The following is a 12,703-nucleotide window of genomic DNA, read 5'->3' as shown; positions in this document are numbered from 1 at the left end:
GCGCCCGCTTTTGGACTCGCCGCGTTTACCGCCGGACCCCGAAAGCGCTGAAACCGGGATAGACGGCGCCTGACCCCAGGGCCTGCTCGATGCGAAGCAGCTGATTGTATTTTGCCACCCGCTCGCTCCGGCTGGGGGCGCCGGTCTTGATCTGGCAGGTGTTCAGCGCCACCGCCAGGTCGGCGATCGTCGTGTCCTCCGTCTCGCCCGAGCGGTGGGATGCAATGGCGGTATACCCGGCCCTGTGCGCCATCTTGACGGCTTCCAGCGTCTCCGACACCGAGCCGATCTGGTTCAATTTGATGAGGATCGAGTTTCCGCACCCAAGGCGGATGCCCTTGTCCAGGCGCTCTGTGTTGGTCACGAACAGGTCGTCTCCCACCAGCTGGACATTTTTGCCCAGTTCCCGGGTCATCAGCTGCCAGCCCTCCCAATCCTCTTCGTCCAGGCCGTCCTCGATGGAGTAGATGGGATATTTTTCGCAGAGGTCTTTCCAGTGCGCCACCAGTTCGGCGGAACGAAAACGCGTTCCGCTTTTGGGCAGCAGATACTCTCCCTTTGTCCCGCTTTTCCATTCGCTGGACGCGGCGTCCAGGGCCAGGACAATATCTTTTCCCGGCTGATACCCGGCCCGGCGCACAGCTTCCAGAATATACTGGATCGCTTCTTCGTCGCTGGCAAGATCGGGGGCGAAGCCGCCCTCATCCCCCACTGAGGTCGCGAGCCCTTTGGCTTTCAGCAGGGCGGACAGCGCGTGGAACACCTCGGTGCACCAGCGCAGCCCTTCGTGAAAACTTCCGGCCCCGGCCGGCATGATCATAAACTCCTGCACGTCTACGGTATTTGCAGCGTGCGCGCCGCCGTTCAGGATATTCATCATGGGTACCGGCAGCCTGTTGCCGCTGATACCGCCCAGATAGCGGTAGAGAGGGAGCCCCATCCCCTGTGCCGCCGCGCGCGCGCAGGCAATGGAGACCGCAAGGATGGCATTGGCCCCCAGCCGGGATTTATCCTGCGTGCCGTCCGCCGCCCGCATGGCGCTGTCGACCGCGTAGATGTCGGAGGCGTCCATTCCGGACAGCGTCTCGTTTATCACGGTGTTGATGTTTTCCACTGCCTTTAAAACACCTTTCCCTCCAAAGCGGCTCTTGTCGCCGTCCCGCAGTTCCAGCGCCTCAAATTCGCCGGTGGAGGCGCCGCTGGGCGCCGCTCCCCTGCCGGACACGCCTGTGGAGAGGACCACCTCGGCCTCTACAGTGGGGTTGCCGCGCGAGTCGATGATCTCGCGCCCAAGCACGCGTTCAATTGAAAAACGATCCATAAAACCCATCCTTCCTTTTTTCGGTCATCCGCAGCCTGAAAATTGCGGTACAAAAGTAGTATGGCAATTTTTATAAGGTTAGCAACAACTAACTTTGTGTATTTTTTAGTATACGCTCTTTGAAAGAAAAATACAACCCCCTGCCCCGCAGCGCTTTCCCCTGTCCGGCAGCGTTTCAAGACAGGAAAAAGAGGCTGCCGGATTTAGTGGCAGCCTCTTTTTCTGAAAGCGTTTTTGTCTGCGGTGCAAATCCTGCCGCCATGCCGTCCCTGTGCAGAAAAGACGGCACGGTTGCTGCGGGGCCAGGGCGAGGCGCCCCAAGCGATTTTCCTCCCGGGGCACGGGGAACCACCCGGCTCTTTACAGATCGTCCACCAGGGCCGTGCTTTTGGCATAGGCGGTGCTTTTTGCCTCAAAAAAATCAGTCTTCACCATATTCGCGTTGGAATATTGGCTCACCCAGCCCATGCTGGCCGGCTCTTCCCGGTTGTCCTCAAAGAGATATCCGTAGCCCAGGCCCGACCAGCGCAGGTTCCCCAGATAGCGGATATAGTCGGTGACCATGCGGCTGTTGAGGCCGGGGATCTCGTCGCCGATCACATAGCTGCCCCAGGCGATTTCCTGCCGTACCCCCTCTTCCAGCATTTCTTTCAATGTCTGGATATTGGCCGGCGTGAACAGTTCCGGCTGCTCTTTCTGCAATTCCAGCAGGATGCTGCGGAAAAGCCAGAGATGCGTGTTTTCATCCCGGTTGATATAGCGGATCTCCTGTGCGGAGCCGGGCATCTTTCCGTTGCGGGACAGGTTGTAAAAGAACATGAAGCCGCTGTAAAAGTAGACGCCCTCCAGGATATAGTTGGCCATCAGCACCTGCAGAAAGGTCTCAGGGTCTTTCTTCTCCTGAAAGCGGTTGTAAAGATCGCCGATGAAGGTATTGCGCCGCAGCAGGTGTTCATCGGTTTTCCACTGATAAAGGATATCGTTGCGTTCTACCGGGCTGCAGATGGTGTCCAGCATATAGCTGTAGCTCTGGCTGTGGACGCACTCCTGAAAAGTTTGGATCGACAGGCAGAGGTTGACCTCGTTGGCGGTGACATATTCGCCGATATTGGGCAGATTGGCGGTTTGGATGGAGTCCAGGAACACCAGAAAACTGAGGATCTTGTCATAAGCGGTGCGCTCAGCGGCCGTCAGCTGCGGATAGTCTTTCACGTCCTGCGCCAGATTGATCTCTTCCGGGATCCAGAAATTGTTCATCGCCTGCCGGTACCAATCGCTGACCCAGGGATATTTCATGTTGTTGAAATCGTTCAGGTTGGTGGTGTTGCCGCCGATCATGCGGCGCAGGCGCACATCGGTGTCTCCGCCCGGATTGAAGAGCGGCTTTTTGATCAGCTGTGCCATTTTTACCTCCGTTTCAGGAAGAGCAGCTCTCGCACTCTTCCACTTCCAATGATTTGCTGCGGATATAATAGATCGTCTTTACACCCTGTTCCCAGGCCAGCAGATACAGGTCCAGCACCTGGCGCAGCGTGTACTCGTTGGTGATATACAGGTTCATGCTTTGGGCCTGGTCGATATGGCGCTGCCGCACGCCACAGGCGCGGACGCTCCAGCGCTGGTCGATCAGATGGGCGTTTTTGTAATACCAATAGGTGGCCGGAGAGAGCTCCGGCGCCACCCGGGGCAGCATGCTGCCCTTTTTTTCCTCCAGAAAAAACTTGTTCATCACCGGGTCAACGCCTGCGGTAGTGCCCGCCAGGATGCTGGTGCTGCTGGTGGGGGCCACGGCCAGCAGATAGGCGTTGCGCATCCCGCTGCGCTGCACCCGCTGTGCCAATGCCTGCCAGGCAGGGCTGGTATAGCCCCGCTTTTCGAAATAGGCGCCGGTGGCCCAGTCGCTGCCGGAAAACAGGCTGTAAGCGCCTTTTTCTTCGGCCAGTTCGCAGCTTGCAGTGATGGCGGCGCGGTTGATGGTCTCAAACACGCGGTCGGCAAAGGCAAGATGCTCCTCGCTTTCCCAGCGGACGCCGTGCTTTGCCAGCATGTGGTGATAGCCGCTTACCCCCAGGCCGATGCTGCGGTATTTTTGGTTGGTGAGGCGGGCATAGGCCAGCGGATAAAAGTTGAGGTCGATCACGTTGTCCAGCGCCCGCACCGCCGTGCGCACGATCTCGCCCATCGCGGTCTCATCCTGCACCGGCAGGTTGCCCAGGGAGAGACTGGCCAGATTGCAGACTACAAATTCACCCGGGCGGGTGGTGGTCACCACCACGGTATCACCCTCGCGCGTCAGCACCTCGGTACTCACGGTCTCGACCGGGGCCATGTTCTGCGCGATCTCGGTACAGAGATTGGAGCAGTAGATCATGCCCTTGTGCCCGTTGGGGTTGGCGCGGTTCACCGCGTCGCGGTTAAAGGTGAAAGGGGTCCCGGTCTCCACCGCGCTTTTCAGGACCAGACGCACGATCTCCTTTACCGTCACGGTGCGTTTCGGGATGCGGGGGTCCTCCACACAGCTGTGGTAACGCCGCTCCCATTCCTCGCCCCAATAATCCTCCAGCGCATATCCCTTGACCGTCAGGATATCGTGGGGACACATCAGATACCAGGGGGCGTCCAGGTCCTGGGACGCCAGCTTCCAGAACAGGTCCGGCCAGCACACGGCCGGAAAAACGTCATGCGCTTTCATGCGGTCGTCCCCGTTATTGGTGCGCAGCTGCAGAAATTCCGGCAGATCTTTATGCCATGCGTCCAGATAGACCGCGACCGCCCCCTGGCGCATGCCCAGCTGGTCCACTGCCACAGCGGTGTCGTTGACCAGCCTGATCCAGCGGATCACGCCGCCCGCCGCCCCTTCAAAGCCGCGGATGCTGCTGCCGGTGGCCCGCACTTTGCCAAAATACAGCCCCATGCCGCCGCCGAACTTGCTCACTTTGGCAAAGCTGTCGACGCTGCGATAGATCCCCTCCAGGCTGTCGGGCACGGTGTCGATAAAACAGCTGGAAAGCTGATGATAGGGCTTGCGCGCGTTGGAGAGGGTCGGCGTCGCCATGGTGACCTGCATCAGGCTGAGCATATCGTAAAACCGCCGTACCCAGACCATGCGGTCCTTTTTTTCATTCATGGCCAGATGCAGCGCAATGCCCAAAAACATCTCCTGGGGCGTTTCCAGCGCCACGTGCTGGCGGGTGCGGATCACATAGCGCTTGAGCAGGAGATCAAGGCCAGACCAGGTGAACCGGTCGTCCCTTTTTTCGTCGATAAAGCCTGCGGCCTCATCGAGATCCGCTTTTGTGTAGTTCTGCAGGATGTATTCGCCGTAAAGGCCTTCCCGGGTGAGATAGACCAGCTTTTCATAAAAGCTGCCAATACCGCGGCGGCAGCATTCTTCCTGCAGCTGCAGGCGGAAGCCGAGATTTAAAAAGCGGGCGGCGATCAGCTCCCACTGAGGCGCTTCGGGGCTGGTCAGTTCCACCGCGGCTTTGGTGAGCACCGCCAACAGTTCCGCCGGGTCCATATCGGGCTTTGCAAAACCCGCAAACTGCGCGGACAAAGCGGTGACCGGGTAAAGCGCGGGGTCAAATTCAGCCTGGATCCGGGACAGACATTCCTCCAGCCCGTCGACCCCGATCTGGCCCGCCAAAGCCTGACGCGCGCCGCGCAGCTCTGCCCTTTTCTGCCGGTAAAGGATATAGCTTTTGGCAGCGTTGAAATGTCCGTGCTCCATCATGACCCGTTCCACGAGATCCTGAATGCGCTCCACGGAAAGTTCACCGTCTGCCAGGCGGCCCTCCACATCGGTGAGCAGGCCTGCCAGCAAACTTTCCCCGGGCTGTTCGCCCACGCTGAAAAACGCCTTTTTTATGGCCTGCGTGATTTTGGCTGGATCGTACTCCTCCAGCGCGCCGCTTCTTTTTTTGATCTGCATTTTGGCCCTCCCTCTGGCACAAACAGGAAATTATCTCAATAATATACGATATCTTGTGCCTTTTCAATAGCAAAACACATTTTATATTAATATATACAAAAATAGTATATATTTGCGCTTCCTTTTTGACGGTCGCCCGCAAAGCCCGGTCTGGTTTTTACGGGGCAGAAGTTTTCCCTGAAAGAGCATTTCCTGCCGGGTGACGTCTTTGTGCGCGGGGCCGCACCGGCGGTCTCATCGCCGCGGGTCTCAGCTTGGCTTTTCGGCCTTGACGCGGGACGGCTTGGGAGGAAACCGCGCGTCCTCCGGCTGCTGCGGCATGCGCGGTTTTGTCCTTGGTCTATCTTTCCCAAAGAGCGCGCCGGCCATCCGCATCCAGGAAATCGGCATTGCGCCCGAAGTCCCTTTCCCTGTTGAAGCCCGTTATCAATATCTATATCTATCGCGCGAAGAAGAGCACGCGGCGCCCGCGAGGAGAAAAGGGCTTCGAAAGCTGTGCCGGCACGCAGGGGCCCGGGCCTGCGGTGAATCCCCTTTCGCCGCTGGAAGAGGAGATGAGGCACACATTTAGGAGGCCCAAAGCAGAAAGTATCTCCCCTCCCCTTTAAAAAATGTAGGGGAATGAAAAAAATCGGATCTGGCGGGAAGGAGCGGCGCAAAAAACGCCTTTGCTGCGCGGCCCTGTTTTGGCCGCGCGATCCTGCGGCGGCCCTGCCTTTTTCCGGCGCGAAAACAGATCGGTACCACAAAGCGCTCTTGCTTTATTGCGGTCATTTATGACAGGACCGCAGAGACGGAAAGCAAGCGGACCAAGAACGAAACTTTTCCGTTTAAAAAAGCGCTGTCAGAAATCCTGTAATTCTTACAAATCGCTCATTGCTATATTAAAAGTACAGATTTTCTTTCATAAAGGAGCGTTGGCCTATGGCGGAACAAAAGCGGATCAGGAGAACGCCGGAGCAGATCGCTGCGGATCTCGACGTCCGGATCGCAGAGCAGGAAGAACATATAAAAGCTTTGGAGGTAAAAAGAACGGCAGCTTGTCAGGAGTATGACGCCAAAATAGCCGTTATACAAAAGAGGATCGCCGGGCTGCGCGGCAAAAAGAAATCCCTGCTTTCCCCCAAAAAGAAAAAGCCCCACAAGAGCAAAGCGGAGCAGATAAAAGAGCTGGTAAGATCCGCGCAGAAATCGGGCATGAAGCTGGAAGAGATCGCCGATAAGCTGGGGATGGAACTGTCCGCTTGACTGGAAAAAGCGGACCGTCGCGCGGCTCCAAACGATAAACAAAAAGACAGGGATGGGCGCTGCGCTCATCCCTGTCTTTTTGTTTATCCTGCGGCAGCAAAACAAGATCTTTTGCCCGCTGTGTTTCTCGTATTTGCCGATGGGAGGAAAGAGCAGGTATCGCGCTTTTTGCCTCTGCGTACCGGCAAAAACAGCCTTTCTTGGGAGACCTGCCTTTCAGATCCAAAACAGCCGGGAATAAAAACCGCCACTACTGGGAAAGCTTTTGTGCAAAATCCGCCATGGCCTGTGCGATTTTGATCTGCTGGGGGCAGACCGCTTCACAGCTTCTGCAGCCAAGGCAGGCGCCCGGCTGCTTTTCCGCAGGCAGGGCGGACAGAGCCATCGGCGCAAGAAATCCTCCGCCGGTAAAGCAATGCTCGTTGTAAAGCGCCAGCAGCGACGGGATGTCGAGCCCCTGCGGGCAGTGGCTGGTGCAGTAGCGGCAGGCCGTACAGGGCAGCGCGATGCGCTGCACCATATCGTCGGCGACCTGCAGCAATGTCTCCATCTCCTGTGCGCTGAGCGGCCGGTTTTCTGAAAAAGTCCCGATGTTTTCCTGCAGCTGTTCCAGGTTGGACATGCCGGACAGGATCATCGTGACCCCGGGCACGCTTTGCAGAAAGCGGAAAGCCCAGGCGGGGACCGATTCCTGCGGCCGCAGGGCACGCAGCTTTTCCGCATTGTCGGGTTCAAGAGAAGCAAGTTTGCCCCCGCGCAGGGGCTCCATCACCCATACCGGGATCTCATGACGGCGCAAAAGCTCCACTTTGGCTTTTGCGTCCTGAAAAGTCCAGTCGATATAGTTCAGCTGGATCTGGCAAAATTCCATCTCAGAGCCGTAAGCCTCCAAAAAGCGCTGCATAACGGCGGCGCTGCCGTGGGCGGAAAAACCCAGATGGCGAATGTGCCCGGCCTTTTTTTGCCGCAGAAGATAGGCAAAGATCCCATAGCGTTCGTCCAGATAGGCGTCGATATTCATCTCGCAGACATTGTGGAACAGGTAAAAATCAAAATATTCCACCCCGCACCGTTTCAGCTGCTCTTCAAAGATCCTGTCCACCTTGTCCATGTTGGCAAGGTCATAGCCCGGGAACTTATCGGCCAGGAAATAACTCTGCCGGGGATACCGCCTCAGTACGCGGCCCAACGCGGCTTCCGACCGGCCGTCGTGATACCCCCCCATGCGGTGTCGTAATAATTGACGCCCTGTTCCATTGCGCAGGCTACCATATCATTCAAAGCCGCTTCGTCGATCTCACTGGTTTTTCCCGCCAGCAGGGGCAGGCGCATCGCCCCCATCCCCAGCGCGGAGAGCTTTACATCCCGAAACGCCTTATAGATCATCTTAGTTCCTCCCTCTCTGTCCTCTGTGCAGACTGTGCGGCAAGCCGCGTGACCGCGGCGGCTCAGCCACCAAAATATGCGGCGATTTTTTGCATCCGCGCTTCCTGCTTGACGTGAAATGGGCAGCGGGATTCGCAGTGACCGCATTGCACGCAGCTGTCCGCTTTGAGGCGGAGCTTGCCATAGTGCCCCTTTGCCAGCACGTCGCCGGCCAGCGCCAGATCATAATATTTGTTGATCAGCCCCACGTTCAAGCCCTGGGGACACGGCTGGCAGTGGTTGCAGTAAACACAGATCCCCTCGGCATTCTGCGGCGTGAACGCGCTGATGACCGAATAATCGCGCGCTTTCTCCCCTGCATCCAGGTAGGCGAGCACTTCCAGCAGGTCGGCGCTGTTCCGCACGCCGGGCAGCACCGTGAGCACTGCCGGCCGGTCAAGCGCGTACTGGATACACTGGACCCGGGTCAGCGGCTGACGAAAGGGAGAGGTGGCAGCCTGCAGCAGCTGGCCGCCGCCAAAGGGCTTCATCACCGAGAGCCCGACCCCCGCTTTTTCACATTCCCGGTAAAGACTGCTTCGGTCCGCCGCCGTGCCGATGCCGTAAGCGCCGGTGGAATAGTCATAAGCAGGGTTGATGCTGAACATGATCATATCCACCAGCCCGGTGTCCAAAAAACGGCGCACGATGCCGGGATCATGAGAAGAAAGCCCCAGATGCCGGACTGCGCCGTCCTCTTTCAGGCTTTTCATATAATCCCAGATACCGCTGGACATGATCTTGTGGTAATCATCCTCTTCGTCGATGCAGTGGACAAACCCAAAATCCGCATATTCTGTGTGCAGGGTCTTCAGCTGGTTTTCAAAGGTCTGTTTGATTTTGGACAGATCGCGGGTCCAGCCGTATTTGCCCCCGTCGTATACGGCGCCGAAATGCATTTGCAGGTAAGCCGCCTGCCTGCGGCCGTCCAGAGCGCGGGCATAGCAGGCATAAGGCTTGCCCTCCGACGCGGCCATGTCAAAGTAATTTATCCCCGCATCCAGGGCAAGGCGCACGGTCTTTTCGATCTCCGCTTCGTCCCCTTCATGGATAGAGCCCATCCCCAGCCCGATCACGCTGATCCGTTCTGGCCCATGCGGAAGTTTTCTATACTCCATTTCCGCCATTGACTTTCCCCTCCCCTGATGCATGCTGCTTTTCCTATTTCATCCTTATTCTATCACGCCCTCAGGCAAGCCACAAATACTTATATCAGATGATTTTCCATGCTTGACAGGTATGGCTGAAAGAGATAGGATGAGAGAAAACGCGGGGAGGAATTTTTATGGATATCCGCACGCTGCGCTACTTTTTGGCTGTTGCCCGGGAAGAAAGTATCACCGGCGCCGCCGCAGTGCTTCATCTCACCCAGCCCACCCTGTCCCGCCAGCTGATGGAGCTGGAGTCGGAGCTCGGCAAGCAGCTTTTTATTCGCGGCAAGCGCAGGGTCACGCTGACGGAGGACGGTATCCTGCTGCGCAAGCGCGCTTTGGAGATCGTGGAGCTGATGGACAAGACCGAGGCAGAATTTCGAGAGCCGGGCGAGAGCGTTGCAGGCAAGGTCTATATCGGCGCAGGCGAGACGCAGGCGATGCGTCTGATCGCCCGGGTGGCAAAAGAGCTCGGGGCCGATCATCCGCTTTTGCATTATCATTTGTTCAGCGGCAACGCCGACGACGTAACGGAACGGCTGGACAAAGGGCTGTTGGATTTTGGCGTTTTGATCGAGCCCTTTGACATGAAAAAGTACGATTGCTTCAAACTGCCGGTCACCGATACCTGGGGGGTGCTGATGCGCCGGGACCATCCCCTGGCACAGCGGGAGAGCATCCGGCCGCAGGACCTGAAAGGCATCCCGCTTTTCTCCTCTCGGCGCAGCATGATAAAAAACGAATTTTCAAGATGGTTCGGACAGGAATTTGACGGCCTGAACATCGTCGGCACCTTTAATTTGATCTTCAATGCGGCGCTGATGGTGGAAGAGGGCCTGGGATGCGCCCTTTGCCTGGACAAGCTGGTGGGCACTTCGGGCAACGCCTCTCTTTGCTTTCGCCCTCTGGAGCCGCGGCTGGAGGTGGGGCTGGATATCGTCTGGAAGAAATATCAGATCTTTTCCAAACCCGCAGAGCTGTTTTTGGAACGGCTCAAAAAAGCGTCGGCCAATTTGGCCGCAGATCAACGGCGCCCCTGAGCTGCGCCGGCCTGCCCGCAGGGGCGCGGGCCTTTTCAAAAAGAGTATCGGGGACAAAGCAGGCGCCATGACAGCGCAAGAAATCAGCGCTGTCATGGCGCCTGTTTTTTTATCGAGGGGCGGCTTCACAGGATCAGCATTGCGTCGCCGAAAGAATAAAAGCGATAGCCCTCTTCCACCGCGGTGCGGTAGGCGGCCATGGTATGGTCGTAACCGGCAAAAGCCGAAACCAGCATGATGAGCGTGCTTTCCGGCAGATGAAAATTGGTGATGAGGCCGTCGATCACCCGAAAGGTGAACCCCGGATACATGAAAATGTCAGTGTCTCCCTGGCAGGCGCAGACCTCTCCATGCGCCTGATAGACGGATTCCAGGGTACGGCAGCTGGTGGTGCCAACTGCGATCACCCGGCGGCCCGCGGCCTTTGTCCGGCGGATGAGGTCCGCGGTCTCTTCTGACACAGAATACCACTCGGTGTGCATGTGATGCTGTGTGATGTCGTCCACCTTTACAGGACGGAAAGTGCCCAGCCCCACGTGCAGCGTGACCTCGGCCACCCGCACGCCTTTTTGCTTCAGCTCCTCCAGCAGCCGCCCGGTAAAATGCAGTCCCGCTGTGGGGGCTGCAGCGCTGCCGGGTTCTTTGGCATAAACGGTCTGATATTCGGAATCGTCCTCCATCTCTTTTTCAATATAATGCGGCAGAGGCAGACGGCCCACCAGCTCCAGCGCCTGGTAAAAGCTGCGGTCCGGATGGGTAAAAGAGACGATCTTGTTTCCCTCTTCGGTGGTCTCAAGGATCTCGGCTGTCAGAACGCCGTCCCCAAACACGACCCTGGCGCCGGTTTTCAGCCGTTTACCAGGCTTGGCCAGACATTCCCAGACGTCGTCGCCCCGGGGCCGCAGGATCAGGATCTCGCAGGCGGCCCCGGTGCCCTCTTTGACGCCCAGCAGCCGGGCAGGCAGCACCTTGGAGTTGTTCACAACCAGCAGGTCGCCGTCATCTAATAGAGTAGTCAGTTCGCGGAACACATGATGGCTGATCTCCCCATCGCTGCGCCCCAGTACCATCAGGCGGGCGGAATCTCTTGGCTCGGCGGGCTCCTGCGCGATGCGGCTTTTTGGCAGGTCATAGTAGAAGTCACTTTTCTGCATCTTTTTATTCGACCTTTCCTGTTTTTGCGTTTCTTTGTGTACTTCTATAGCGAACACTTATTCTGTACAAAACGACAATTTTGCCTGTTTTGCGGCTTTTTTCATTGACACGTCCCCTGGCTCGATGCTATAGTAGGGAAGAAAAGCCGCCGGCTCTGCGCAGGCAGGCCGTCTGCTGCGCAAAGCCCGCGCCGCCGGTGTCCCCGGTCTGCGCGGCTACATTATTATATTGCATCGGGCTCCGGTTTTCAAGCCGCGGCCGCGCAGGGCCCGGCCGGACCCGTTTTTTCTTTGCGGGCCGGGGCTTTTATTTTTGACGCTTGCTCCACTGCACAGCGCGGCGGGGCTGCGATAGAGAGGGTCAAAATGTTGGAAAAGGGAGTATGTGAGATGAAACAGTATCGGATCGCCGTCGTGGGCGCCACGGGCATGGTGGGCCGCACCTTTCTCAAGGTGCTGGAAGAGTTCGATTTGCCGGTGTCAAAATACAAGCTTTTTGCCTCCGCGCGCAGCGCCGGCAAAAAGCTGACCCTGCTGGGACAGGAATACACTGTGGAAGAGCTGACCGAACAGAGTTTTGACGAGGGGTTTGACCTGGCGCTGTTCTCCGCCGGCGCGGGGATCAGCAAAAAGTTTGCGCCCATCGCCGCCGCCCATGGCTGTGTGGTCATCGACAACAGCTCGCAGTGGCGCATGGACCCCAAGGTGCCGCTGGTGGTGCCCGAGGTCAACCCCGGCGACCTCAAATGGCACAACGGCATTATCGCCAATCCCAACTGCTCCACGATACAGGCCATGCTTCCCCTCAAGGTGCTGCACGACCGGTATGGCATCCGCCGCGTGGTCTATTCCACCTATCAGGCGGTGTCCGGCGCAGGGGTCAAGGGCTGGGATGATCTGGCAAACGGCGCCCGGGCTTTTGCAGAGGGCAAAGAGGGGGCGGAGCTTCAAAAGTTCCCCTATCCCATCTTTTCCAACTGCATCCCCCACATCGATGTTTTTATGGAGGACGGCTATACCAAGGAAGAGCATAAGATGATCGACGAGACGCATAAAATTCTGGGAGACGACTCGATCCGTATCACTGCGACCACTGTGCGGGTGCCGGTGTTCAACGGCCACAGCGAATCCATCAACGTGGAGCTGGCAAAGCCCTATGATCTGGCGGACGTGCGCCGCGCCATGTCCGAGATGGAAGGGCTTGTCCTGTATGACGATGTGGCCCACGACGTCTACCCCCTTGCCAGCGTTGCCTGCGGCAGAAACGAAGTGTATGTGGGCCGCCTGCGCCGGGATGAGAGCGTGGAAAACGGCCTCAACCTGTGGTGCGTGGCGGACAATATCCGCAAGGGCGCCGCCGCCAACGCGGTGCAGATCGCGCGGTACATGATCGGGCACGAAATAATCTGAAAACTGAATAGTGGGAGGTCTGC

Annotated in this window: 8 protein-coding genes and 1 pseudogene; 3 read left to right on the top strand and 6 right to left on the bottom strand. The window is 57.7% G+C overall.

All coding sequences use genetic code 11. The features are described 5' to 3' along the window. Positions 1 to 25 precede the first annotated feature (25 nt). The 3 genes from eno to H8S23_RS00370 form a co-directional block, all read right to left on the bottom strand. The gene (gene eno, locus H8S23_RS00380; RefSeq protein WP_186886335.1) at positions 26 to 1,321 is read right to left on the bottom strand and encodes a phosphopyruvate hydratase; all 1,296 of its coding nucleotides are present in this window, start codon (positions 1,319 to 1,321) and stop codon (positions 26 to 28) included. Between the two features lie 360 nt (positions 1,322 to 1,681). Next, a complete protein-coding gene (locus H8S23_RS00375; protein ID WP_186886334.1) occupies positions 1,682 to 2,725 on the bottom strand; it encodes a ribonucleotide-diphosphate reductase subunit beta in 1,044 nt (347 codons plus the stop codon). A 13-nt stretch (positions 2,726 to 2,738) separates the two neighbouring features. Then, on the bottom strand, positions 2,739 to 5,252 hold the full coding sequence (locus H8S23_RS00370) for a ribonucleoside-diphosphate reductase subunit alpha (RefSeq protein WP_186886333.1): 2,514 nt from the start codon (positions 5,250 to 5,252) through the stop codon (positions 2,739 to 2,741). Positions 5,253 to 6,176: 924 nt separating this feature from the next. Between H8S23_RS00370 and H8S23_RS00365 the strand changes: the two genes are divergently transcribed. Further along, positions 6,177 to 6,500 carry a hypothetical protein gene (locus H8S23_RS00365; protein WP_186886332.1) on the top strand — a complete coding sequence of 108 codons (324 nt, stop codon included), beginning with the start codon at positions 6,177 to 6,179 and terminating at the stop codon, positions 6,498 to 6,500. Positions 6,501 to 6,750: 250 nt separating this feature from the next. Here the strand turns inward: H8S23_RS00365 and H8S23_RS00360 are convergent. Together H8S23_RS00360 and H8S23_RS00355 are read right to left on the bottom strand one after the other, a co-directional pair. Next, positions 6,751 to 7,886: pseudogene (locus H8S23_RS00360) on the bottom strand (aldo/keto reductase). A gap of 62 nt (positions 7,887 to 7,948) precedes the next feature. After that, on the bottom strand, positions 7,949 to 9,052 hold the full coding sequence (locus tag H8S23_RS00355) for an aldo/keto reductase (protein WP_243165794.1): 1,104 nt from the start codon (positions 9,050 to 9,052) through the stop codon (positions 7,949 to 7,951). Between the two features lie 158 nt (positions 9,053 to 9,210). Between H8S23_RS00355 and H8S23_RS00350 the strand changes: the two genes are divergently transcribed. Beyond that, positions 9,211 to 10,116: a LysR family transcriptional regulator gene (locus H8S23_RS00350; protein ID WP_186886331.1), complete on the top strand. Its 906-nt coding sequence runs from the start codon at positions 9,211 to 9,213 to the stop codon at positions 10,114 to 10,116. Between the two features lie 125 nt (positions 10,117 to 10,241). Here H8S23_RS00350 and queA read toward each other — a convergent pair whose 3' ends face one another. Further along, positions 10,242 to 11,270, bottom strand: coding sequence for a tRNA preQ1(34) S-adenosylmethionine ribosyltransferase-isomerase QueA (gene queA, locus H8S23_RS00345; protein WP_186886330.1), 1,029 nt, complete (start codon positions 11,268 to 11,270; stop codon positions 10,242 to 10,244). A gap of 390 nt (positions 11,271 to 11,660) precedes the next feature. Here queA and H8S23_RS00340 point away from each other — a divergent pair, with 390 nt between their 5' ends. Further along, complete coding sequence (locus tag H8S23_RS00340) at positions 11,661 to 12,680, top strand: aspartate-semialdehyde dehydrogenase (protein WP_186886329.1); 1,020 nt, start codon at positions 11,661 to 11,663, stop codon at positions 12,678 to 12,680. The last annotated feature ends 23 nt before the right edge of the window (positions 12,681 to 12,703 follow it).

The organism is Anaerofilum hominis (assembly GCF_014287275.1).
Classification (GTDB): domain Bacteria; phylum Bacillota; class Clostridia; order Oscillospirales; family Ruminococcaceae; genus Pygmaiobacter; species Pygmaiobacter hominis.
This window is presented reverse-complemented; position numbering and strand designations above follow the sequence as displayed.

What these genes read in the sequence shown, in the direction of transcription:
- H8S23_RS00340 (WP_186886329.1), top strand. Translation starts at nt 11,661, where the DNA reads ATGAAACAGTATCGGATCGCCGTCGTGGGCGCCACGGGCATGGTGGGC.
- queA (WP_186886330.1), bottom strand. Translation starts at nt 11,270, where the DNA reads ATGCAGAAAAGTGACTTCTACTATGACCTGCCAAAAAGCCGCATCGCG.
- H8S23_RS00365 (WP_186886332.1), top strand. Translation starts at nt 6,177, where the DNA reads ATGGCGGAACAAAAGCGGATCAGGAGAACGCCGGAGCAGATCGCTGCG.
- H8S23_RS00370 (WP_186886333.1), bottom strand. Translation starts at nt 5,252, where the DNA reads ATGCAGATCAAAAAAAGAAGCGGCGCGCTGGAGGAGTACGATCCAGCC.
- H8S23_RS00350 (WP_186886331.1), top strand. Translation starts at nt 9,211, where the DNA reads ATGGATATCCGCACGCTGCGCTACTTTTTGGCTGTTGCCCGGGAAGAA.
- H8S23_RS00375 (WP_186886334.1), bottom strand. Translation starts at nt 2,725, where the DNA reads ATGGCACAGCTGATCAAAAAGCCGCTCTTCAATCCGGGCGGAGACACC.
- H8S23_RS00355 (WP_243165794.1), bottom strand. Translation starts at nt 9,052, where the DNA reads ATGGCGGAAATGGAGTATAGAAAACTTCCGCATGGGCCAGAACGGATC.
- eno (WP_186886335.1), bottom strand. Translation starts at nt 1,321, where the DNA reads ATGGATCGTTTTTCAATTGAACGCGTGCTTGGGCGCGAGATCATCGAC.